Origin of the sequence: Marinobacter xiaoshiensis, from assembly GCF_031631795.1 — a bacterium.
In the GTDB taxonomy this organism is placed as follows: domain Bacteria; phylum Pseudomonadota; class Gammaproteobacteria; order Pseudomonadales; family Oleiphilaceae; genus Marinobacter; species Marinobacter xiaoshiensis.
Window position 1 is genome coordinate 289,808 of sequence record NZ_JAVMBO010000003.1, and the last position, 23,603, is coordinate 313,410.

At 56.2% G+C, this 23,603-nt stretch carries 24 protein-coding genes; 8 read left to right on the forward strand and 16 right to left on the reverse strand.

Annotated features, from left to right (window positions below; all coding sequences use genetic code 11):
* Positions 1-108: 108 nt before the first annotated feature.
* Entirely contained in the window at positions 109-999 is an 891-nt protein-coding gene (locus tag RKA07_RS01335) for a LysR family transcriptional regulator (RefSeq protein WP_200370476.1), read from the reverse strand.
* A 116-nt stretch (positions 1,000-1,115) separates the two neighbouring features.
* Here RKA07_RS01335 and RKA07_RS01340 point away from each other — a divergent pair, with 116 nt between their 5' ends.
* Entirely contained in the window at positions 1,116-2,120 is a 1,005-nt protein-coding gene (locus tag RKA07_RS01340; RefSeq protein ID WP_200370478.1) for an MsnO8 family LLM class oxidoreductase, read from the forward strand.
* Here the strand turns inward: RKA07_RS01340 and RKA07_RS01345 are convergent.
* From RKA07_RS01345 to RKA07_RS01390, 10 genes are all read right to left on the reverse strand, one after another.
* Complete coding sequence (locus tag RKA07_RS01345; protein ID WP_200370480.1) at positions 2,117-3,004, reverse strand: SphA family protein; 888 nt, start codon at positions 3,002-3,004, stop codon at positions 2,117-2,119. The genes RKA07_RS01340 and RKA07_RS01345 overlap by 4 nt on opposite strands.
* A gap of 44 nt (positions 3,005-3,048) precedes the next feature.
* Positions 3,049-3,240, reverse strand: a complete 192-nt coding sequence (gene thmT, locus RKA07_RS01350) for a 2-hydroxymuconate tautomerase (protein ID WP_100639049.1) — start codon at positions 3,238-3,240, stop codon at positions 3,049-3,051.
* Positions 3,241-3,350: 110 nt separating this feature from the next.
* Positions 3,351-4,274 (reverse strand): catechol 2,3-dioxygenase, encoded by a 924-nt coding sequence (locus tag RKA07_RS01355; RefSeq protein ID WP_200370482.1) that lies wholly within the window; start codon positions 4,272-4,274, stop codon positions 3,351-3,353.
* A gap of 5 nt (positions 4,275-4,279) precedes the next feature.
* Positions 4,280-4,618 carry a 2Fe-2S iron-sulfur cluster binding domain-containing protein gene (locus tag RKA07_RS01360; protein ID WP_200370483.1) on the reverse strand — a complete coding sequence of 113 codons (339 nt, stop codon included), beginning with the start codon at positions 4,616-4,618 and terminating at the stop codon, positions 4,280-4,282.
* Positions 4,619-4,631: 13 nt separating this feature from the next.
* Positions 4,632-5,693 carry an NADH:ubiquinone reductase (Na(+)-transporting) subunit F gene (locus RKA07_RS01365; protein ID WP_200370484.1) on the reverse strand — a complete coding sequence of 354 codons (1,062 nt, stop codon included), beginning with the start codon at positions 5,691-5,693 and terminating at the stop codon, positions 4,632-4,634.
* Between the two features lie 10 nt (positions 5,694-5,703).
* Positions 5,704-6,063 (reverse strand): phenol hydroxylase subunit P4, encoded by a 360-nt coding sequence (locus RKA07_RS01370; RefSeq protein WP_200370485.1) that lies wholly within the window; start codon positions 6,061-6,063, stop codon positions 5,704-5,706.
* A 63-nt stretch (positions 6,064-6,126) separates the two neighbouring features.
* The gene (locus tag RKA07_RS01375; RefSeq protein WP_200370486.1) at positions 6,127-7,671 is read right to left on the reverse strand and encodes an aromatic/alkene/methane monooxygenase hydroxylase/oxygenase subunit alpha; all 1,545 of its coding nucleotides are present in this window, start codon (positions 7,669-7,671) and stop codon (positions 6,127-6,129) included.
* Positions 7,672-7,685: 14 nt separating this feature from the next.
* Complete coding sequence (locus RKA07_RS01380; RefSeq protein ID WP_200370487.1) at positions 7,686-7,955, reverse strand: MmoB/DmpM family protein; 270 nt, start codon at positions 7,953-7,955, stop codon at positions 7,686-7,688.
* Positions 7,952-8,953: an aromatic/alkene monooxygenase hydroxylase subunit beta gene (locus tag RKA07_RS01385; protein ID WP_200370489.1), complete on the reverse strand. Its 1,002-nt coding sequence runs from the start codon at positions 8,951-8,953 to the stop codon at positions 7,952-7,954. The genes RKA07_RS01380 and RKA07_RS01385 overlap by 4 nt, the downstream gene beginning before the upstream one ends.
* A 59-nt stretch (positions 8,954-9,012) precedes the next feature.
* Positions 9,013-9,264 carry a phenol hydroxylase subunit gene (locus RKA07_RS01390; RefSeq protein WP_200370497.1) on the reverse strand — a complete coding sequence of 84 codons (252 nt, stop codon included), beginning with the start codon at positions 9,262-9,264 and terminating at the stop codon, positions 9,013-9,015.
* Between the two features lie 367 nt (positions 9,265-9,631).
* On the opposite strand from RKA07_RS01390, the gene RKA07_RS01395 reads away from it, so the two are divergent.
* The 7 genes from RKA07_RS01395 to RKA07_RS01425 all read left to right on the forward strand — a co-directional run bounded on the left by RKA07_RS01395 (position 9,632) and on the right by RKA07_RS01425 (position 15,066).
* Entirely contained in the window at positions 9,632-11,353 is a 1,722-nt protein-coding gene (locus RKA07_RS01395) for a sigma-54-dependent Fis family transcriptional regulator (protein ID WP_200370498.1), read from the forward strand.
* A gap of 53 nt (positions 11,354-11,406) precedes the next feature.
* Positions 11,407-11,991: an antibiotic biosynthesis monooxygenase gene (locus tag RKA07_RS01400; RefSeq protein ID WP_200370499.1), complete on the forward strand. Its 585-nt coding sequence runs from the start codon at positions 11,407-11,409 to the stop codon at positions 11,989-11,991.
* Positions 11,992-12,205: 214 nt separating this feature from the next.
* Entirely contained in the window at positions 12,206-12,619 is a 414-nt protein-coding gene (locus RKA07_RS01405; protein ID WP_310965353.1) for a deoxyribodipyrimidine photo-lyase, read from the forward strand.
* A gap of 1 nt (position 12,620) precedes the next feature.
* A complete protein-coding gene (locus RKA07_RS01410) occupies positions 12,621-12,815 on the forward strand; it encodes an FAD-binding domain-containing protein (protein WP_310965354.1) in 195 nt (64 codons plus the stop codon).
* Between the two features lie 51 nt (positions 12,816-12,866).
* Positions 12,867-13,286, forward strand: coding sequence for a YkvA family protein (locus RKA07_RS01415; RefSeq protein WP_200370500.1), 420 nt, complete (start codon positions 12,867-12,869; stop codon positions 13,284-13,286).
* Between the two features lie 68 nt (positions 13,287-13,354).
* Positions 13,355-14,131, forward strand: coding sequence for a MotA/TolQ/ExbB proton channel family protein (locus tag RKA07_RS01420; RefSeq protein WP_200370502.1), 777 nt, complete (start codon positions 13,355-13,357; stop codon positions 14,129-14,131).
* 5 nt (positions 14,132-14,136) lie between these two features.
* Entirely contained in the window at positions 14,137-15,066 is a 930-nt protein-coding gene (locus RKA07_RS01425) for a flagellar motor protein MotB (protein WP_200370503.1), read from the forward strand.
* Positions 15,067-15,073: 7 nt separating this feature from the next.
* Here the strand turns inward: RKA07_RS01425 and RKA07_RS01430 are convergent, their stop codons facing one another.
* From RKA07_RS01430 to RKA07_RS01450, 5 genes are read right to left on the reverse strand one after another with little or no spacing between them, the layout of a single operon-like run.
* Entirely contained in the window at positions 15,074-16,159 is a 1,086-nt protein-coding gene (locus tag RKA07_RS01430; protein WP_200370504.1) for a lipocalin-like domain-containing protein, read from the reverse strand.
* Complete coding sequence (locus RKA07_RS01435; protein ID WP_310965355.1) at positions 16,156-18,444, reverse strand: ABC transporter permease; 2,289 nt, start codon at positions 18,442-18,444, stop codon at positions 16,156-16,158. The genes RKA07_RS01430 and RKA07_RS01435 overlap by 4 nt, the downstream gene beginning before the upstream one ends.
* Entirely contained in the window at positions 18,441-19,121 is a 681-nt protein-coding gene (locus tag RKA07_RS01440; RefSeq protein WP_310965356.1) for an ABC transporter ATP-binding protein, read from the reverse strand. Before RKA07_RS01440 ends, RKA07_RS01435 begins: the two co-directional genes overlap by 4 nt.
* Positions 19,118-22,255, reverse strand: a complete 3,138-nt coding sequence (locus RKA07_RS01445; RefSeq protein WP_310965357.1) for an efflux RND transporter permease subunit — start codon at positions 22,253-22,255, stop codon at positions 19,118-19,120. The genes RKA07_RS01440 and RKA07_RS01445 overlap by 4 nt, the downstream gene beginning before the upstream one ends.
* On the reverse strand, positions 22,252-23,490 hold the full coding sequence (locus RKA07_RS01450; protein WP_310965358.1) for an efflux RND transporter periplasmic adaptor subunit: 1,239 nt from the start codon (positions 23,488-23,490) through the stop codon (positions 22,252-22,254). Before RKA07_RS01450 ends, RKA07_RS01445 begins: the two co-directional genes overlap by 4 nt.
* Positions 23,491-23,603: the final 113 nt, after the last annotated feature.

Consider the following 23,603-nt stretch of genomic DNA (forward strand, 5'->3'; position numbering starts at 1 on the left):
CTTTTTTAAATCAGTATAACTTTGCAAATACGGGATAAAACCACCAGGAATGGGGAGTTAAGTTCCCATATTCGGGAACAACCTGAAGCCCGAAACCTGTTGGCAGAGTCATGCATCCACCGCCCCATCGCTCACTTTCGCCATCACAAAATCAATAAAAGCCCGCGTTTTCAAGGGCAGGTTGTCCCGGTGGGGATAGATCATATGCATGGTGCGTTTTTCCATTGACCAATCAGGCAGCAGTTGCACCAACTCGCCGCTGCCCAGTTCCTGCTCCACTGCGTATCGGGGCACACAACAGGCACCAAGGCCCCGCTTGACCGCGTCCAACGCAAAGGTGATTTCATCAGTCCGGATGTGTGCGTGGGGCGTAAAGGTTTCGGCATAACCGTCGCCGCATTGAAATCGCCAGAAGGCCGAGCGTTTGAGGACGATTAACGGCAACGCCGCAAGTTCATCAGGCCGCTTTGGCTGCGGATAGAGCGCCAGCAGCTCCGGCGTAGCCACTATCAGCATTTCCGTGTTCATAAGAGGGCGCGATATCCAGTCATTGAGTGTCACCGAACCCAGGCGGAAGGCGATATCAATACTGTTCTTCACCAGATCCACATTCTGGTTACTGAGGAACATTTCCACGCTTACCCGGGGGTTAAGCTCCATAAACTCGAACACCCAGGCCTTCACCTTGTGGTGCCCCAAAGCAATGGGAGCGGTGATTTTGATGTCTCCGGAGAGGGACGACAGCTCGCTGTTCACATCTTCCGAGCGTATCTCAAGTTCACTCATGACCGGAGAAAGGCTGTTGTAAAAGCGTTGCCCGGACTCGGTCAGGCCAAATTTCTTCGAGCTCCGGTGAACCAGTTTGTAGCCGAGCTGCTGTTCAAACGCCTGCAAACGACGGGAAAGGGTTGAGGTGGGTATATCCAGATAACGGGCGGCAGAAACCAGGCTGCCCTTTTCAACCACCTTGATGAAATAGAACAAGTCCTGATAATTCATATGGTTGTTCTCAATAATGAAATCATGCTTTCCCGCCAATCCTGTCGACAAATATCTGTGCGAGCTTATATTTGTCAGCCATTACTCTTGCTTTCTCATGGCTACCGGAGATTATTTTGAAACTGACCGTCGTCGACCAATCCCCTGTGCAAGGCCTGCCCAACGGAGTTTCTCCTGTAGCAGTTACTGTTGATCTGGCTCGCGCCTGCGACCGACTCGGCTTCCACAGGTACTGGCTGGCCGAGCACCACAACAGTGTCAATTTTGCCGGCCCCTGCCCCGAGATTCTGATCAGCCACATCGCAAGCGTGACCGAGCGCATTCGTGTGGGCAGCGGCGGCGTAATGCTGAGCCATTACAGCCCCTACAAAATCGCCGAACAGTTCAGCATGCTCGAAACCCTCTACCCGGGGCGCATTGACCTGGGTATCGGCCGCGCCCCCGGTGGCGACGAGCTGGCCGCCCATGCGCTGGCGTATCCGGCCCGGCCGGGCTCCGGCAACTACTCAGAACAAGCCTGGTTACTGCAAGGCTTGCTGCACAATACTCTGCCGGACGATCACCCCTACAAAACCCTGCGCGTGATGCCCGGCCAGCCCGCCGCTCCGCAAACCTGGATGCTGGCATCCGGCAGTGGCAGCAGTAGCCTGGCCGGGCAGCTGGGCATGAACATGACGCTGGCATTGTTCATCAGCCCGGATCCGGCTCCACCCGGTGTGATTGCCGAGTACCAGCAGGCATGGCGCGATGCAGGCCACCCGGGCCATCCCGAAGCAAGTATCGCTGTAGCCGCCCTGTGTGCCGACAGCCGCGAAGAGGCGGAATACCTGGCAGCCCCTTCGGTGTACTGGAAAGTCAAAGCCTTCCGGCAGGGCATCCGCGAGGTGGTCAAAGCCCCCGATGAGGCTCTGCGCCTGAAAGCGCAGTTGAGCCCAGCCGAGCAAGACTTCTTCGATGCGGTTCTGAACTCAATGGTTCTTGGCACAGAAGACGAATGTGCTGAAACAATTCTGCGCCTTGCCCGGCAATACCAGTCGGATGAAGTCGGTGTTGTCACTGTGACTCACGACTATCAGCACCGCCTGGCCAGTTACGAAAAACTGGCCAGCGCCCTGCTTTAAAACACTTTGGTCAGGTGCAAGCGCAGCAATGCACCTTCCGGTCCTGCTTCGTTGTTGTACTCCTGGTAGACCGCTGCGTTCAGACCTAACCCGTGGCCAGGCCAGAAATAGCCGGCTTCCGCACCAAGGGCATGCTTTTCGGCTTTATCGGCGGGACCACCGTCATTGCTCTCGAGCTGCCAGGCTTCATAGCCCACCAGACCCACATTCAGCCCGCTGTCCAGACGGTGGCTCAGGGCCCACTCGATCAGGTAGCTGTCGCCGGGTGTAACACCGGTGTCATCCTGTTCGGTCTTGATTTCGTAGCGGGAAAGCGCTGAAAACGTCCAGCGTTTGTCGGGGTCAAAATGCCAGGATCCACCCAGGGTCAGCATGGTGGTGCCATACCCTTTGCCGATGGAGGCCGGTTCCGTTGGCTCGTAGCTTGCGGTATCAAACCAGTGGCCAGCGGCAAACACTGCGTCCCATTGTTTGCCATGCCACCCCAGTACAACCGGCCCCACAAAAATGTCACCCAGACCGCTGTCGCTGTCCTTTACTCCAATACCCTTGAAATCAAGCGAGGTGCGCTGCAAGGGCACAATCAGTTCTGCCCCGTAGCTGGCCCCCAGGAAGGTCTTATCGGTGATCCAGATAAAGCGGTTGGCCAACGCAGTTACTTCGCCCGTGTTCTTTCCGGGTGCTTTGTTGGCCTGGCCATCCCTCACATTGTCTATGTCGTAGTGCGCCAGATAACCACGGTAGTAAATGCCTGGCGGCGGTACGGCGGGGCCACCTATGCCTTCTACACCGGGAACATAGTGCCCGTTGGCTGCCAGCACGGGGGACGAAAGAGGCGCTGCCGCCAGCAAACCGGCCAGAGTCATAACTGTTTTGTATCTCATCAAGCTTTCCTTTTTTGTAATTGTTGGAAATGTATCTTCCAGGGTCAGCGCCCGAGTTTTTTCGCAGACTGCCCGGCAATGCCGAAGTGCTGCTTGGGCATTTCGGTGATCATCACCCGTATGCGCTCCATAGGCGCATCCAGTGAGCGGGCCATGGCTTCGCTCACTTCCCGGATCAGTGTTTCTTTTTGCTCATCACTACGGCCTTCAATGATATAAAGCTGTGCAATTGGCATAACCTCTCCTTATTCGATGGAATTCGGCACCCAAGCCAGCCCCTTTTCAGGGGTCGGTAACGGTGTCACCGGCCCTCCTGATAAAGGTGCCGCTTCGTATACCCAATTAATCAGGTCAATACCGACAGGAATCGCTCGTTCAACGCACGGTCGTGATAGAAAATGGCCTTGCCCAACTCCTCGGCATCCCAGGTAACTGGCTCGTGGTCCGGGTAGTGGTAATCACCGCCGGCGAACACTTCGTTGCGGTTGCCGGAAGGGTCAAAGAAATAAATCGTCTGCCCGTGGGTAAGGCCGTGCCGGGTTGGGCCGATATCGATGGAGGTGTCGGTCATGGACAACAGGTCCGCAGCCTTGAGCACATCCTGCCAGGTTTCCAGGAAGAAGGAGGCGTGGTGGAATTTGGCCGGCTCTTCGTGGTGAATAAAGGCGACGTCATGTGCCTTCATGCTGGCGGTCAGGAACTGCGCAACCCGCTTGCCATCCGGCGCAATAACCTGCTCGGCCAGTTCAAAACCAAGCACATCGCGGAACAGATCCAGGGTTTCATCGAGGTTCGGCCCGTAGAGCAGGCAATGGTCAAAGCGCGTTGCTTTCATGCCTTCCAGCCCCATCGGCCAGGCTTCGGGATTGTGGTTGCCAACGCCCCACTTGCCGGTCTGCTTTTTGGTAGCAAAGATCTCGAACGCGTGGCCGGTAGGTGCAATAAACCTTACCCGACGGCCGCAATCCTTGAGCTCACCCTCGGGAATATCCTCAACCTCGCAACCAAACTCGACGAGCTCGCCGCGCAACTGGTCAACCACTTCCTCGCTCAGACATTTGAAGCCCATGAAGTCCATTCCCGGCTCATCCGCTTGCCTGAGGACGACGGAGAACTTGTCCACTTCCGTCCAGCCCTTCAGGTACACACGGCCCTGGTCATCGCGATCCATTTCGACCAGACCCAAAAGATCCTTGTAGTGTTTGACGGCTTCATCCATATCGAGAACACGGATCTGGACGTGGCCGGGACGCATTACACCCTTTTTCATAATAATTACCTCATTGCTTTTGTTGTTGTGTGCTCATTCATATGCCCGGCTGCAGGTTGCTGCGGCCGGCATTCAATAATCAGATCGGTCAATGGATAGATGCGGCACGCCAGCACCTGGCCCTGTGCAAGGGCTTCCGGGGGCACGTGCACCCGGCTCATCTTTCCGCATGAGTAATCGCCACTGAGTACGGTGACCTTGCAGAAGCCACAACCACCGCCTCGGCAGCCTACCGGCACGCACTTGAGCCCCTGCTGCTCCATGGCCTTGAGAACGCTCTGGCCGGCCTTGCAACGAAACGACTGGCCACTGCACTGTTCGGTAACCTGCAAGAACTCCCCCATGGCCTGGTCTCCCTCAGATCTTCCTGAACAGTGCAGAGCGCTGTGCGTCTTCTGCTCCGTCGGCTGCCGTGAGGAACTTTTCCATGAAGATATCCCGTTCAAACAGGCGTCCCTGCATCAGCGCCGTCAAGGCTGCATCGATCATTGGCGGTGGGCCGCACAGATATGCTTTGCGCCCGGAAAAGCGGCCATCAAAATGGGCTTTCGCCGCCTCATGCACGTAGCCTTTGAACCCCTGCCAGCCTGCATCGTCCTCTGCCTGGCTCAGGGCGGGAACGTAGGTGAAGTTGTCATGGTCGCGGGACAGGCCCTCGAACAGCTCGCGGTTATAGAGCTCTTCCACATTACGGGCGCCCTGAAAGAGCACGATCTGGCGGTCATCATCCTGCGCCAGCAGGTCCAGAATCATGCTCTGGGGGCTGGAAAGCCCGGAGCCACCGGCGATGAAAATGAGATCCCCGGGCTGGGAACTGCGCACAAAGAACTGGCCGTAGGGTCCGGACAGGTTGAGTGTGTCGCCTTCTTTCAGCTGTTGGTGAATGTAGGATGTGGCTGCACCCCCTTCTACCAGGCGCACATGCAACTCCACTTCGTCAGCACGGCTTGGCGGGTTCGCCAGCGAGAAGGCCCGGGAGCCTTCTACCCCGGGTAAATCAATATTGATGTACTGGCCAGCCTGGAAGGTCATTTCCCGGTCAAGCTTGAGGTGCACACCCTTGATGGTTGGCGACAGGTCAACAATTTGAGTGACCGTGGCCTGGTAGTCCTCAACGGGATAGCCTTCAAAGTCTTCGTCTACATCGATATCCGCTTCGATGGTCACGTCACTTTCCAGGGTGGCGCAGCAGACCAGAACCTTGCCTTCCTCCCGCTCGCTGTCCATCAACGCAAATGAAGAGGCTTCACCCAGGTCGACATCACCGTCGATCACCTGGACCTTGCAGGTTCCACAGGTGCCGTGGCCACAAGCAAAGGGCAACCACACACCATTACGAAGCGCGGCCTGGAGGATGGTCTGGCCATCTTCAACTTCAATCTGTTCGCCAATCGGCTCAATGGTTACGGTATGGCTCATAACTCAACCCTCAGGATGCGGAACCCTGGATGCCTTCCAGGCCCGAAGTGGTCACTGTCAGCATGCTCTTATGGTCAATACCGTTGTCGATCAGTGATGCGGCCGGGTCGGGCGTAAAGGCCTCATCGTTAAGAAGCCACTGGGCATTCAGAAAGTCGGCCTTTCCGGAATCCGGATGCCCTGCAACGGCCGGTTTGAGCAGCTCGTCCACAAACGCACCAAAGGTCATGTCCGGCGCAACCAGCAACGCAAAAGGTGCGCAGAACATCAGATGCTTGGGCCAGTAGACATAAAGCAACTGCATGCCGTTGAAGTTCTCAACACGGTCTTTGGGTTCTGCGTGATATTCGGAAATAGCATTAACACTCATGGCGTTCTCCTTTTTGTTTTAGTGGCCCGCCCGACGCTGACAGCGCGGGGCGGGCAAATCTGGTCAGGCTGCGGTCTTTTTCTCGCTTTGGGACTTCAATGGCTTCAGGCCCTTGATATCCAGCCAACGCTGATGGTCCGGCGAGCCGTGGTATTCCATGTTGTCGACGCCAGGATTGATGTGGTAATACTTCTCAACCACTGTTGCGACATCGGCACCACCGCAGTTGCCCTGGTATATCTGGTGCACGGGCAGCCACGCTTGGATGTACTTCTCGGGCTCGTTTTTGAAGATGTCGCAGCAGCCGTCGGAGCAGAAGTGGTAACGCTCACCTTCATGCTTGATCTGGCGATGGCTGAACACGGTCGGGTCGTCTTTTTCCGTAAAGATCACCGGTATCTGGCACACCTGGCAGAGCTGGGGAAGCGTGTTGTTATAGAAACGACGTCCCTCTTTATGCTCTTTGTCCCAGTGCTCGAAACGGGCACGGTAGTACTTGTCGAAAGTCTCCGGGTACTTCTCCGAAAGCCAGGCCATCTCTTCTTCTTCCGGCATCCAGGTATGGAAGTTGGTAGCCTGGCTGTACTGGTAGAAGGTGCTCCAGGCCTGGTGGCTTACGTGGTTCTTGGCATCGTTGGCAATGTCCTGGTACTTGGGCGGACGAATGCCGTAGCGCTCCAGATCCTTGAACAGGGCTCCGCCGTTCTGCTCGTAGTAAACTTCCCAGGCTTCAGCCCAGGACATCACCTTGTTGGGCAGCATGTAGTCCATCATCATCCCAACCAGGCTCAGCAGGCGGAAACCGCGCCAGAACCACTTGTCGATCCAGCGCTGGATAATGGGCACGTTGTCTTCGTGCTGCTCAAGGATGAACTTGATTACCTCAAGGCCAAGGGTCATGTGACGAGCTTCATCCGACTGGGCCGAGAACCCGAAAGTGACCGTGGCCATATCGCCGTTATAGGCGGCGCCGGACATGAAGGGCACGAACAGCAGGTTTGTCAGTACGTATTCGAACGAGAACGAAATGGCGGTCAGGAACTCGAAGGGTCCCGCCGAGCGCGCGTCGTCAAAGAACGATTTGGGAACCGACAGGAACCAGATCCGGTCATGCTGGTGCGCCGCATCGTGCAGGCCATTAAAGTGCTTGTTGTAATGGCTCATCGCGTGCTGCTGGGTCTGGGAATGGCGCAGTTCGTCGATGGCCTGCATCTGGCACGCTACCCGGGCACCGGCTCCACTGAATTGACGTCCTACCCGCGCATAGCCCTGGAATGCAGCGTACTCAAGTGGTGAAACGCCGGAGAGGAACAGCTTCAGTGCGTTAACGTAACGGGCGTCAGTGATGTTCTGATGGCCGTTGTTCTGGGCAAATGCGTCAAAGATCGCGTACAGCTTCTTTTCTTTCTCGGCCTGGTATTTCCAGTAGGCATCCATGGTCAGGCGGAATGGGTCTTCCCATTGCGACCAGTCGGTAATCTTGATGCCCTCAAACTGCTCATCCGGATAGATATCTTCCTTTTTCTGGTACGTGGGCTCCCAGGCCATATCACGGGTGAGGTACTGGTATTTGTCTTTAAGGTTCAGCTTCTTGTTTTTAATAGCCATGTTAGATCTCCCAATCAGTTCCACTGAAGAATGAAGTGGTCATCGTCTTCGTCGACATTGCCGCCAATACTGATCACATCTATCAGCATTTCCTGGACATCCCATTCGCGACCGAGCGTTTCTTCCATGGTGGCCCGGTTGATCACCAGGCGTTTTTCCGCCTCAATCCTGATCATGGCCGGCTGGTGCTGTACCTCGGCATCCGGGTTGTCCTGCATGACCGCTTCAACCAGATAGCGGGCGTTGTCGTTGTCTTGAAATGCGATAAATACTTTCTGGCTCATGCCTGAACTCCTGTGCTTTCGAGACCAACCTTCTTCAGCCGGGCAGAAAGCTCAGCGCGGATTTCATCCAGGGCGTCAAGACCGGTAGTGGCTTGGGCAATGGGCTTCAGGGCTTCATAGGCGCGGGGTTCCCACCGGGCTACCCAGGCTTGGAGTTGCCCACGGTTGCTCTCACTTTCACCGGCAACCGTTTTGATCATAGCGTTGGTCCAACGCAGGGATTCCTTGTACCAGTCACGCTGGAACTCGGTGAGCAGAGACACATCCTCGGCACCCTGTTCGCCCAGCCAGGCATCCATCCAGTCGTAAATCAGCGGGTACATCAAACCGTCCAGAAGAACGTTCTGCACCAGCGTGACCTCGAACCAGTCGTCGATCACCAGCATGTCTTCCACCAGCTTGCGCATGGGCTGCCAGAGCTCGTCGTCCATCCAGAAGGTTTTGGATTCATCGAGCGCCTTGCCGGTGCTGCCATCCAGCAACAGAGCAATGCGGGACAAATACTGACCAATGCCAAGGCGGTCGGTGGCTGCAAACATGTGCATCTGGGCAACGGTGGTGGCAATCGCATCACCGGCAATTTTGCTGTTGTTCATGTTGGCGCCCAGCTCAACATGGCGCAGTGGCACCAAAAACCGCAGGAGCTGATGCTGGGTTTCTTCGGGGAGACGGGTCAGAAGGTTTCGCTTGTCGCAGAAGCCAAAATTGCTTTCTGCTGCTTCCTGCATTTTTGCCCGGTTACCAACATAGGCGCCGTAGAAAAACTGCCGCGGGTCGGTCACCGCATGCCAGTCTTCCATTTGTACAGCGGTACGGCTGGGATCATTGAGGGTGCGCTTCGGATCCCAAAGGGGCCGATAGTGAAAGTTGGTTTTCGCCTCGATATCAAAGCTGGCTTCCTGATAACGGGTTGCCGGCTTGTCACCGAAACGACGTGCAATCGCCGAATAGGTATTGCGAATGGGTTCCACTGAGGTGGTTTTTATTTCAATAGTCATAACTGCCCTACCATCGTTGTTGTTGTGGGGTGGATGTTGGCGTTGGTGGTTAACTGGCTCTAGCGGTGGCCTTTCTCCCCGAAACGCCACTTGACCATGTCTTCGTCAATCTGGCGGATCATGTCGGAATCCATGTGCACCACATTGTTGTGCTCACAGAAAATCTTGAAGGCATCCCGGGGCAGTACCAGCTCGACAAACAGCTCGGGGTAGCCGATTGCAAAATCGAACTCCACAAACCTGTCTTCTGGTGCGCTGCGAACCCGGATATAGCGGGTGTATTCGTTGAAGGTCTTCAGTCGTTGGTCCATTGCTGACCCCGTTGTCGTTGTTGTTGTTGTTTGCTGAACACACTGGAGCAACGGCTGTGCCACAATTTCCAGACCACCACTAAAAACAACACCAAAACATTGATTCTTAGGGATGTTTTTAAGTCCTTCAGGCCTTTTCGACTATCTAGGAGTGGTTTTTAATCTTGAGATTGATCAGAAAAATTTGATCATTTGATAAACCTCAAGATCCGAAGTGAGCAATTGATGAAATGCGCCGAGCCAACTACGACTTTCCGCTCGATTCTTACCATTTGGTTGATTTTTGGCATCAATCAGGGGTTATATGGATAGATCATTGTCTGAGCATTTATGCTCACCCCGCACAAAAATAATGGGGGATCAGAACATGGCTATCAGCTACAAGCCGAAGCTAAAACACACTCAATTTCAAGATCTTACTGATCAGATTCGATTCCTGAGTTCCGAAGGAAAAATCTGGCTTGGTGAGCAGCGCATGCTGTTGATGGCAGTAAGTGCCATGGGAGCATTCCGGCGCGAAATGGTCAACAGCATGGGTGTTGCACGGGCAAAAGGCTTTTTTCTGCGCCTCGGCTATCAGTCCGGCCTGAAGGACGCCGAACTGGCCCGCAAGCTTCGCCCACACTGCGAAGAAATTGATATTTTTCTTGCAGGCCCGCAACTGCACGCCCTGAAAGGCATGGTTAACGTCATTCCTGTTCAGGTAGAAATAAATCAGGAAACCGGCGACTTCTATGCTGAAATGCAGTGGATTGACTCTTTTGAAGTAGAAATCTGCCAGACCGAGCTTGGAAAAATGGACGAGCCGGCTTGCTGGGCCTTGTTAGGCTATGCCTGTGCCTACACATCGTCATTCATGGGGCGCGAAATCATCTTCCGTGAGACCAGTTGCCGGGGCTGTGGAGATGAGAAATGCCTGATTGTGGGCAAGCCTGCAGAGCAGTGGGACGACGCAGAGGAGTTTGCCCGTTATTTCAAGGCAGATCCCATCATAGAAGAGCTTTACGATCTGCAATCCCAAGTCAGCTCCCTGCGCAGCAGCCTCGAAAAGCAACAGGGGCAGTACTATGGTATTGGCCAGTCGGCGTCCTACAACAAGGTCTGCAAAATGATTGATAAAGCAGCCCTTGGGAAAGTATCTGTGTTGCTCCTGGGGGAAACCGGCGTAGGCAAGGAAGTGATTGCACGCAGTGTTCACCTGCGCAGCGAAAGGGCTGACGGGCCATTTGTAGCCGTCAACTGTGCCGCCATACCACCCGACCTTATCGAATCCGAGCTTTTTGGCGTTGAAAAAGGCGCCTTTACCGGTGCCAATCAATCCCGGCCGGGACGTTTTGAACGGGCAGACAAAGGCACGATTTTTCTGGATGAGGTGGTCGAACTCACACCCCGGGCGCAGGCTTCGCTACTGCGAGTGCTTCAGGAGGGGGAGCTTGAGCGCGTTGGCGATAACCGCACACGATCGGTGAATGTGCGCATCATAGCCGCAACCAACGAAAGCCTTGCCGAAGCGGTTGAGGCCGGTAAATTCCGGGCAGACCTCTACTATCGCCTGAATGTTTTTCCGGTGCAGATTCCACCTTTGCGTGAACGCCTTGAAGATCTTCCGCTCCTGACAGAGCATTTTCTGCGGAAGTTCGAAGCAGAATACAACAAACACACTCTCGGTCTGTCGGACAAGGCGCTGGAGCTTTGCCTTCGCTATCGCTGGCCCGGCAATATCCGGGAACTGGAGAACGTGATCGAGCGCGGTGTAATACTCACCGATAATAACGAGACCATCAGCCAGGACGCGCTTTTTGCGGTCTTCCCCAACAGTGAATTTCAGCAGGCATCACCTCAATCATCGGAAATTATCGATGACACGGGTCAGGTAGTCTCCGGCGATTCGCAGCAAGGTGGGCCCGCGCACTGGGCGGAGAGCATCATCAACAATAATGTCAGCCTCGATGAGGTGGAAGAAACCCTTATGCGGAGGGCGATGGACCAGGCAAGCCAGAACGTGTCCGAGGCCGCACGCTTGCTTGGACTCACCCGGCCAGCACTGGCTTACCGGCTCAAAAAAGCCGGCATACTGCAGAAAAATTAAACGGATAGGCAAACGCCCATTCAATATCAGGCACTGCTGAAAGGAACTGTTTCATGGCAGAGGATCTTGCGAGGAACTCAAGCGTACCACTAACCGTGGTGGTTTCAAGGCGTGTCAGAAAGGGGCAGGAAGCAGAGTTCGAGAAACTGAGCAGTCAAATGACGGAGAGAGCCTCACGTTTTCCAGGCCACCTGGGGGCCACCATGTTCCGACCATCTTCCCCGGAGGATCCTGAATACCGGATCATGTTCAAATTCCGGGACCGACAAACTCTCGATGCCTGGGAAAAGTCCGAAGATCGGGCAGAGCTGCTTGAACAGATTGAAAGCCTGTTACTGCAGCCCAGTGAAAGAGACGTTACATCCGGCATAATTACCTGGTTTACCCTGCCCGGGCAGAACCCGGTACAGCCACCCCCAAAATGGAAAATGACCCTGGTGAGCTGGCTTGCACTGTACCCGGCAGTAACACTGGTCTTTATTCTGTTCGGTGATCTTCTGACAACCATGCCGCTGCTGTTGCGAACCATGCTGGTAACGATGGTCGTCATGCTATTGATGAGCTATGTACTGATGCCAAGAATGACACGCTGGTTCGCCTTCTGGCTGTTTCCTGACCGACAGAAAAACATTCGCTGATTTGCACAATCAGCAAGTCCGCTCATTCGCCAACGCATGGAAATCAGGCTCAAAGATAGCTGGTTCCGGATACCCCCCATCGCGGCGCAAGCTCACCGCCCCCGCGATCTTTATGGCTGGGCGATACGTACCGTCAAAGGTGAAACACCTAAGTCATCTGTAATGCGGGATCGATAAATTGCGCACACTATACTGGTTTGCTCGGGATCTCCGCGTGCACGACAACGCGGCCCTGCTTGCCGCCTCCAAATCTGACACTTTGCTCTGCGTTTATGTGGTTGATCCGCGCTGGTTTATGCCCGGGCCGCTGCAGTCGAAAACCATGGGGGCACATCGCTGGCGTTTTTTATGGCAAAGCCTGATGGAGCTGGAGCGAAGCCTGAGAGCACTGGGCCAGTGGCAAGCCATTCAGGACAAGCTGCCCGGTAGAGTGTTTCAGGAATTTGAAACTCTCAGTCTTTTTACCCAGGGCTCGCTTCCCATGAGTCTTGAGGACCTGCCGGATACCTTTTCCCAGTTTCGCAAACAGATTGAAAAGATCGGCGAGCGCGGCCCTGATCAATTGCGAATAAGCACCCTCACGGCGCTGACCTGTTCCGACGAGGCGAGAGCAACTGATCGATTATGATGTGGCGAGTAACTATGGTAACTGGCAATACCTGGCCGGTGTCGGTGCTGATCCCCGCGGTCTCCGCCAGTTCAACCTTGAAAAGCAGACACAGCAATACGATCCACCGGGCATATTTGTCAGCAGGTGGCGCGGCCATGCAGAACAACCCGTTATCCTGCATACAGTGGATGCGGCAGACTGGCCGATTTCGTGACATTATACAGACCGGTCATCCATTATTTTTTTCAACTGAGGATACGTGTTCATGGCTCTGTTCAGCCAGAAGAATGCCCGCAAACAGCTAGATGCTGAAGCCGAGAAGGTAAACCGTGCCGATCTGGAAATGTTACTGGAGCGGCAAAAGGCGATTGAGAAGAAGGTCAAAGGCAGCGGTAAGCTCAAACGGTTCAGTGCCGATATAAAGCTGATGTTTTCCATGATCCGGGACTACTGGAACGGCAGTTATCGCGACGTGCCCTGGAAGAGCATAGCCGCCATGGCTGGCGCACTTCTTTACGTAATGAACCCTCTGGATTTCATCCCCGACATAATCATTGGCATCGGCTTTCTGGATGATGTCGGGGTGGTTGCACTATGTTTGAAGCTGGTCGAGTCTGATTTACACAAGTACGCAGCCTGGAAAGAGGTTAAAGAAGAATCAAGGCAATCGGTACATGCTGATTGATTGAATAATGAACTATAGGTAACCTGAGCTAATTCCCCATTTAAACCGTCAAATCCCCTGGAGATCACGTGGATTTAGCCACCCTGATTGGCCTTCTTGGTGCCATATTACTTATCGTAACGGCTGTTGTTCTCGGTGCGGCCCCCGGTGTTTTCCTCAACGGTGCATCACTGCTTATCGTTCTTGGTGGAACTTTGCTGGTGGTTCTCGCAAAATTCAGCATTCCGCAGTTTCTTGGTGCCTTCAAGGCGGCTGCCCGGGCGTTCAAGTTTAAACTCCCGGAAACCCAGACTAGCATTGAAGAGCTGGTAGAGGTTGCCAACATAGCTCGCAAAGAAGGCCCCCTGGGGCTTGAAGGGCGGGAGGTCAGCTCTCCCTTCCTCGGCAGTGGCATCCAGATGCTGGTGGACGGCCAAACCGATGAGACCATCAAGCAGCTTCTGGACAAAGAGCGGCTGATGACGCTGGATTACAACCGCTCCGGCTCCAAAGTGTTTATGGCCATGGCAGATGTTGCTCCCGCAATGGGCATGATCGGCACTCTGATTGGTCTGGTGCAGATGCTCTCCAACATGGAAGACCCGAAATCCATCGGCCCGGCCATGGCGGTTGCGCTGCTGACCACCCTTTACGGTGCAATGATTGCCACCATGATCGCCACGCCAATTGCCGACAAGCTATCTTTGCGGATGACTGAAGAAGCCCGCATGCAAATGCTCTACACCGATGCGCTGGTGGCCATTCAACAAGGCATTAACCCGCGGGTTATCGAACAGATGCTGTCCAGCTACCTGACTCCAAAAGAGCGCACCAAGGCGCCTGAGGCGGAGGCCGCCAGCGGATAAGCCCCATGGATGAGCTCCCAGAAGAGGAAAAACCGGGCATCCCGGCCTGGGTTGTGACCTTTGCCGACCTGATGTCGCTGCTGATGTGCTTCTTTGTACTTCTGTTGTCGTTTTCTGAAATCGACGCGATGAAGTTCAAGCAGATTGCTGGCGAGCTCTCAAAAGCCTTCGGCGTGCAGCGGGATATACCGGCCCTGGAAATCCCCATGGGCACCAGCCCGATCTTCGACAAATTCTCGCCGGCGCCGCCAGAGCCAACCTTGGTTAACGAAATCAAACAGACCACAACCGATCAACAGCCAGAGTTACAGACCCTTAAAAGCCCAACAGAAGATGCGCTGGAAGCTGCTGCAAATGAATCTCTTGAAGCCAGTGCCAGCCGCATTCAAGAGGTTCTTGAAGAGGCCATCGACGACGGGCGCATTACAGTTGAAGCCGATCTGGACAAACACAGAATTGTTATCCGGGTAGAAGAAAAGGGCTCATTTTCCTCGGGCTCAGCAGAGCTGACCTGGGAGTTTGAAAGCCTGCTTCTGGATATGGCAAAGGTACTGGCGGATATGCCCGGGGATCTGACAGTGGAAGGCCACACCGACGACGTTCCCATTCGAACATCGCGCTTTTACAGCAACTGGGATCTTTCTGCAGCCCGTTCAGCAGCCGTTGCCAATGCCTTGTTAGCCACCGGAGGCGTTGATGCAACACGCTTGGCCGTTAAAGGCTTGGCTGACACAGAGCCGAGAATAGCCAACACCTCCGCTGAGAACAGGGCAAGAAACCGACGCGTTGAGATCATCATCGATATGTCCGAGCCCTTGGAAGAGCAGCGTATGCGGCTTCGTGAATTAATTGAAAAAGACACAGCCGAGCGCGAGGCCATCATCGATATCCGCCCTGTCAGCCCGGATTCGGATTCAGGCACCATTACCTGGTAGCTCACGCTCAATCGGCATAACCCGTGAGCTCCATATAGCCCACTCCAGAATGGCTTCCTGACACCTCTACCGGGCTCTCCCAATAAGGATAGAGCCCGGCGTTAAGATAATCGCCTGGTGGCGCACTCAACTCCAGATTCACCTGATAGGCCGGAACGCTGAGCTGCCAGCGCACAGGTACGCCCTTACGCCGCTCCAGTGCTTTCACGCCAACCTCTTCAGAACTCAAGGGAATGGGATCACCTTCTGCAGGAAGCCAGGTGCCTGATCGAAAACTGCCGCTGTCGTCCCGTAGCTGGAATGCCATCAGCTTGTCGCCGCTATCCAGATGCAGCGCAAACCAGTCCCATCCTTTTTGCCCGGTTTTCAGAAGCTGGCTGCTCCACTCCCGATCAAACCAGCCTTTACCTGATACCTCCAATGCCTTGCCTTCCAGCACCACCTCGCCGGTTATGGCAATGTCTACCAGGCTGAAGTACATGGAACCCTCGCCACCCGCGGATTTGGCGCTGAAGCCCTTATTCCCATGGCCCACTGGCTCGCCATGAATAGCGAGCATCAGGTCGTAACTCCAGCCTTCGCCTGCCGCTTGCAGTTGCCAGCGATCGTTATTGGCATTGCCCTGCAGCCGCCAGTTATCCAGCCAAACCTGAAAGGGAACGGCCGTTGCCCCCGCATTCCCCATATCGCCACGGGCCAGCTTTTCCGTAAAGTAGTGCTTCCCCTTCCAACTCACTGCGCCGTGGGCCATCCATGCCGCTTGCAATGGCCACGCGGTTGAATCCGGCGCTGGCTTGGAGGCAACTCTGGGCTGAAGTGCCTGCCGGAACTGGGTCCACTGCACACCCAAGGGCTCGCCGTCAGTCGTTTCAAGGTTTGCAGTGAGGTACCACCATTCGATTCGATGCTGAGGATGCGGGCCGAAATCAGCGGGGAACGCCAACCGATCTCCGGGGCCGGGCTGCAAATAGGGCGTTTCTCCTGCAGCACTTTGCTCAAGCCCCGCCAAACCTGCAAAGCCTTGCTCGCTGGCATCGCCAGAGCAGCCAGCCAATAGCAGTAGCCCCAATGAAAATCCCAGATACCGATTCATCGCTCGCCTCCCGTCAAGGCGCTGGCAGATACAGGTGCAACGGAGGGCTTGCCAAGTTGCCTGCGCATCAGCACAGCAATGCTCAAGCCAATGGCCAGGCTAAGAGCGCCAAGTTCCAGCCAAAATGTCGGGTACACGGCCATGGGCAGCGACCAGCCAAATGCGAGGGGGTTGATCCGGTGCACCAGCACCCAGGTGAGCCAGACACCCAGTGGCAGGGCCAGCAAGGCAATACCGCCAGTCAGCGCCAATGCCAACCGCAGCAACTGGCCTGCAACTTCCTGCTGAGACATACCCCACACCACCAGAAGCCGGAAGTACCAGGCTCGAGTGGTGAAAAACACCCAACCCATCATCAACAACGCAGACGCTGCCAGAATCAGGGTAAGCAGAGTCATGGCGCGAGTTAACGCAAAGGTCTGATCAAACACGCCGGTCGCCAGCTCGCGAATGGTGCTGTTGTCTCTCATGGATAGGGTTTCAACACTCCAGATTCGCTTTAATCCATCGGTAACAGGCGTAATCCCCAACTCACCCGGCGTTATCGAGAAGCTCTCGGAACGGGCAATGAAATTCTCGGGCAGAGCTTCTGCGTTCATCAACACTTCACCCACCGGGCGGCCATAGTCCGGGTAAACCCCGAGAATCCGCATGTCCCGAGTCTGCTCGTCGAGAACTAATTGCAGGGTATCCCCAGCCCCAAGCGTTTGCCTGCGGGCCAGTTGCTCGTTGATCATTACGCCCTTATTGCCAGCCAACGCCTCCCAGGGGTGATCTTCCGCTTCCAGCAGTCCCCACCCGGTTATCAGAGTGCTTATGGGCGCAAGAGCGTAAACATCAACCTGCTGACTGCTTGCAGCAGCCTTGTCTGTCATCCGGGTGCTGCCCCGAATTACCTGATGCCAATTCATGCCAGGATTACTGACTTGCTTGCTGGTGAGCCAATCGGCTGCTTTGCGGCTATCTGCACCAACGGGCACTTCAATGTAATAGGCGGCCTCCAGCCGCTGGGCCAGCCAGCGATCAAAGGTATCTTCAAAGGTCGTAACCAGAGCCTGAACCGCCAGCACCATGGCAAGGGCAAACTGTAAGGCAACCAGTGGCAATGTCAGGCGACGCGCCAGCACGGCGAGTTCCCTGTAGCGCCACCGGGCAAGCGGGGCTTTCGATTGATCTGCGCGCCAATTGGCAAAATGTGTGACCGTGGCGGGTGTCAGCCAGGTAGCCCCTGCGAAAACCAAAGCCACCGCAACAAACACCCAGGGCAGCGAAGGCGCCAACCAGGCCATAACCAGTCCAGCCAAAAGCAAAGCCGTCGCCAATCTGCCCTGATTGGGCACCGACAAAGACAAGCGCTCACGGAATCTGAGCAATAGCAGATCCCCCAAACAGGCAATCACAACCACAGTCAACATAACCAGAACCGGCGTTATCCAACCCTGCCCATGCCCGGCATAGAGAGGTATATCGAACAACCCATCAAGAGCCTGGCCAAAACCACCCCCAAGCCCGGCCGCCAGCCACCGGCCAAGCCATACGCCGGGCACCACACAAATCAGCGCCAACACAATAATTTCCAGCACCAGCCAACGCTGAACTTGCCCGGGCGAAACCCCAAACCGATGCAGCAAAGCGAAACTGTCCCGGCGTTGTGCCAGCCCCAACAGGTAAACACTGCGCAATAGCAGAGCGGTAATGAGCAGAACCAGAACGCCCAAGGCTTCAAGATTAAGCAAAAAGCTGTCACCGAGCTCACCTGTTTCCGGGCCGGTTGCGAAGGTTTTCAGGTGGTAGGCAGCCGGTAGATCAGAGTCTTGGGTAGAGTCAGGTGTCAGCAAATACAAATGAGCTTCACCAGCGCTGGCTGCGGTGCTCATATCCACAAAGGGCTTGCCATCCAGTGGTTGATCGACCCCCCGAGATGCCCCGGCGCCAAAACAGTGGGCCGCCAAGGGATCAATACCGATAATACGGTTGCCCGATGCCGGGGTTACCTCCAGCCAGGGCATTACGCACACACCGGCAAGGCGAAGAGATACAAAGTCTTCAACCATCAAAGCCTGGCCGTTATCCCTGACCACTTGCTGGCGCTCTGCCACCGTTTGTTCACTCTGCTCAAGGCTCGCTCGCGCCTGGCTGGTGAGCTGATTTACCCCCGTCCACAACATGGTGGCGAGAACGATCATGGCCGCCAGGGCGAGTAGTTGCAGAGGGTGACGGCGATAATGGCTGAGCAGGGCCCGCGGTAGGGGTAAAGACGGAAGGCGAGACATGAGTCCCTTCATAAGGCGCTCAGGTGGCCGAGATCCAGAAGCTGTTGGCAACCGGCGGCAAGCTCGGCATCGTGGGTTGCCAGTATCAGGCCGCAACAGTAACGGGCCTGAAGATCAAACAACACCTGGGCAACCTCGGCGGCTGTCTGGCGATCAAGGCTGCCGGTGGGCTCGTCTGCCAGAATCAGTGCTGGCTCCATGGCGAACACCATAGCCAGTGCCGCACGCTGGCGTTGGCCGCCGGATACCTGATCCGGATAACGCTGGGCCAGCTCACCTATATCCAGACGTGTCAGCCAGTCTTCACTGTTTGCGGGATCACGGCCTGCCAGTTGGGCGCGGAACCGGACATTCTCCAGTAGCGTCAGGGCGGGCATCAGGTTGGCTTCCTGAAATACCACGCCAATCTGCTGCCGGCGCAAGCTGGCCCATGCCGCAGCCTTTTCCCGTGTCGCTGCGCTGCCCGCATCAAAAACCTGCCCCTGCATAACAATGGTGCCCGCATCGGGCGACTCCAGGCCGCACAACAGGTTCAGCAGCGTACTTTTACCGGAGCCGGAACGACCCACCAAAGCCAATGACTGGCCTTGGTCGAGGGTGAACGTCAGCTTTTCGATCACCGGGACGGTTTCATTGCCGCTGACGAAGTGCTTGCTCAAGCCCCGAACAGCCAGCAGAGACTCTGTCATATTGGCGCTCCTCCTTGCCTCCATTCGCGAAACTGTTCCAGCAAGGATAGCAGGGCCGGAATAATCACCAGCACCAAAACAGTAGACAGCCCCAAACCAAACGCAATCGAGGTGGCCATGGGAATCAGGAACTGCGCCTGCAAGGAGGTTTCAAACAGCAGGGGTAACAGCCCACCAATGGTGGTCAGCGAGGTCAACAGCACGGCACGCACCCGCTGCACCGCTGCTTCGTTCAGAGCTTCGTTAATGCCCAACCCCTTCTCACGCTGATGGTTGTAGAACGACACCAGAATGATCGCATTGTTCACCACAATACCGGCCAGCCCAAACAACCCGAACAGAGACAGCACCGTTAGCTGAATCCCCATCACCCAGTGGCCCAGCAGGGCACCCACCAGTGCAAAGGGGATGATCGCCATCACGATCAACGGCAAACTCCAGGAGGCAAATACCCAAGCCAGTATCACGTACATCAAGGCTATACCGACCACCATGCCGGTTTTCATATCTGCAATGGTTTCCCGCTGGTCCGCCGACCGGCCTTCAAAGCTGTAACGCACGCCAAAGCGGCTGGCAATGTCCGGCAGGGCGTCGGCCTCCAGGCCTTCGATAATCTGGTCTGTGGTGCTTACCCGGGTGTTCAGGGCGGAGGTTACCTCTACGGCCAGCTTGCCATCGGCATGGCGCAGTGCCTCAAAGCCCTGACGGTGATCGAGGTTCATTACCTGCCCCAGTGGCACGAAGCGGCCATCCGGTATGCGCACAGTCACGCGAGAGAGTGTGGATAAACGCTCGCGCTGGTCCCGGGGCAGCTGTACCCGCACTTCCATCTCATCGCGCCCACCCTGATAGATCTGGGCAACCCTGCCATCAAATGCTGCCCGCAACTGGCTACCCAAATCGGTGGTGGTGAGGCCCAGCGCCTCGCCATAAGCACTGGCCTGATAAATCAACTGCTCACGCCCCCAGGGCATGTCATCTTCTACATCCAGCACGCCGGGCAATGTTGATAACGCTTGCGCCAGCTCTTCTGCGGCAGACTTCAGGTTCTGTGCATTCTCTCCGGTAAGCCGCACATTCACATCGCGGCCCGGCGGCCCGGCCTGGCGTTCGGTGATGGACAGGTTGTCCAGCCCGGCAGGCAGGTTCAGGCGGCTACGCCATTCGTTGATAAAGTCCGGATTGCGCACGTCACGCTGGTCCGACGGCGCCAGCTCAATCATTATGGAACCCAGCTCATCACCGGCACGGGAGCTTCCACCTCCGCCCAGGGTGGCGCCCTCTGTGGTCACTGCATGCAATATGAGATTGCCGCCCAGCGCCGATTCCGTCTCGTTCAGTGCTTTTTGCATATCCGCCATAAACCGGTCTACGGTTTGGCTGTCGGTGCCCGCAACAAAGCTGGCGTTGGCGTAAAGCACAGATGGCTCGGGAGTGGGGAAGAAGTTGAATCCGAGGCGACCACCGGCCAGCAGCCCAACGGTAACCAGCGCCAGGGCCAGAACACAGGCCATGGTAACGCCACGGTTCTCCAGGCTGCGCTGGGAAAACCGGCGGAAGGGGCCTTCGCGAAAACGATCAAACCGGCGTTCGAAACGATTGCGAAAGCGTGCAATAGGATTACGGCTGGGCCCGGCAGGTTCCGGAGTACTCTTGTTAGCATTCCGAGGCTTGAAAGCGTGCCGCAAGTGCGCCGGCAGAACAATGAAACACTCAAGCAGCGACGCAATAAGCACGCAGATCATGATGACGGGAATATCACCAAGGATATTGCCGATCACACCACCCACAACCAGCAGCGGCATAAAGGCAGCGACGGTGGTCAACGACGACGCCAGTACCGGCCACACCATGCGTTTTGCCGCGCCTTCCGAGGCGTAAATGGAGGCCTCTCCCATGCGGGCATGGGCGTCTGCGTCTTCCCCCACCACAATGGCATCGTCCACAATGACCCCCAGCGCCATGATCAGTGCAAACAGGGACATCATGTTGATGGAGCCGCCAATCAGCCAGAACACACCGAGTGCTGCAAGAAAAGCCGTTGGAATCCCCACGGCCACCCACAGCGCAACGCGCCCTGGAAGGAACAGGTACAGCAGGCACACCACCAGTATCAGGCCGCTGAGGCCGTTGCTGGTGAGGAGGGAAATACGGTCGTTCAGCAGTTGCCAGGTTTCATCGTAAACCTCCAGCTGTATCGTAGGCGGCAAGGTGGCACGGGTATCATCAAGCCACTGTTCGAGAACCTTGGCTGCTGCCAGGGAGTTACCGTTTTCAGATCGCTGCAGTTGTAATTCAATGGCCGGAAAACCATTACGGGTGAGTGCCACCTGGCTTTCGCGGTCTTCCTGACGAACATCGGCAATGTCCCCCAGCCGCAACTGAACACGCTCACCGCTGAGCACTGGCAAGGATTCAAACGCCTGCGGGCTGCGCCGCTGTTCTATGGATCGCAGCTCACGGGCCGCATCCTGCTGTGCCATGATTCCGGCGGGCAAATCCCGCGAAACCGACGCTACTCTGTCAGCAATCTGCCCGAGCGTAAGCCCAAGCGTCTCCAACCTTTCCACCGGAACATCAATACTGATTTGCTGCTCCGGCAGGCCCCGGAAAGACACCCGGTCTATGCCCCGCTGCAGGAGTTCGTCTTCATAGCGGTAAGCCAGCGCCCGCAGTTCACTGCGATTCATATCACCGAACACCAGCAATCGGGCGACGGGCTCGTAGCGCTCAATTCGGGCGACCCGGGGTTCCTCGGCGTCTGTGGGCAGGTTGTTGAATTCATCCACTTGCTGGCGCACATCATCCAGAGCTGTGATCGGGTTGGTGCCCTCCTGAAACTCCAGAGTGATCGACGCAATGCTCTGGGCGGAGGTGGATGTCATCTTCTTGAGGCCATTCACACTGCGCAGCCGCTGCTCCAGCGGATTGGTAATGCCCTGCTCCACATCTTCCGCAGAGGCACCGCTCCAGACCACGCGCACACTGACCACGTCCAGCGCGAATGTGGGGAAGAACTGGACGTTCATACGGGTAAGGCCCAGGGTACCGGCAAGCAGCATCATCAACATCACCAGGTTGCCAGCAACCTTGTGATGGACAAAAAACCCGATGACGCCTTTTCTGCGCCTCATTGAACCGGGCTCCCTTCGCTGGCCACGTCTACTTTAAGGCCAGTGAGGGCATTGGGAAGATGGGTAATGATGAGCTGGCTGCCCGGCTTGAGTGCTTCACCGGCAACCAGAAGGCGCCGCTCACCATTGGCGGAGAGCGCTTCACCTACCCGCTCAACAGACACGCGCTGCATACGGCTATCATCTGCCATAAGGTATACGTTGTTGGCGCCATACAAGGCACTGAACGGAATGGCCACTGCCTGGCTGCGCTCTGGCCGCTCGAGGGTGACGGGCAACAGGGCTCCAGGGCGCAAGCCTGCTGAATCTCCAGCCAGTGCGAGGATCGCCTCGGTTCCTGCAGGGTCGCTGATTCCGGCGAAACGCTTGAGCCGGAAGCGAATCTCACGCTGATCGCTGTAGGCAAACAGGTCTTTGCCCTGCGCCAATGCGCCCATCAGTTCTGCCCGATACAGGTCAGGCACCCGGGCCCGGAGCTCCAGACCCTCTATCGCATACACGGAGAGCAGCTTCTGGTTTTTCGATACCTGATCGCCCAGAGCCACCTGAACATCCGTGACAACCCCATCAAACGGCGCGACAACCCGGGAGCGGTCGGCATCCCGCTGCGTTGTCGCAAGTGCGGCTTCTGCTTGCGCCAGCCTGGCCTCCAGGCTTTGCAGCCGTGCCGGGTGTTCGTCAATGGCGCGCTGGCGAATGCTTGCGGTTAACTCAGCTCTGGCAGCGCCATCCGTTACGCTTTCCAGGCTCTCACGGGAGGCAAGGTTTCGGTCCACCAGAGAACGCGTGCGCTCCAGCTGCCGGTGAGCATTGGCCAGGATGGCCTGCTCGCTTTTGAGCGCAGCCTGATCATTGCGGTGGCGTACCTGTTCCGAGCGGATCTGCGCTTCAAGATCAGCCACCTGGGCTTTCGCCTGGGCCAACACTGGCTCAACATCCTGGGCATCCAGAGCCACCAACAGATCACCGGCACTCACCCGCTGCCCTTCTGCCACGGGCCGCTCTGATATACGGCCAGCCATAGCAGCAACCACCAACATCTGCTCGGGGGCCACCACTTCGCCGTACAAAGGCAGCACGGGCGTGTGCACGGCTGGTTCAACCACTTGAACCTGCACCCGCCAGCTTCGCTCAGTTGCAGAAACCTGGGCCGGCTCCGGGCGGGTCATTTTCAGAAACAGGAAGCCCAAAATTCCGGCGGCGAGAATAATTACGGGTATAAATCGTTTGGACATAGCGTGTGGGCCAGCTAAGGTAAATAAAGCTCCGCCACAAGACGGGAACGAGTAGCGAGATGCCTCTGAAAGACACCTCCGGATTGCTATAAAAAAGTACCTTCAGGAGTACT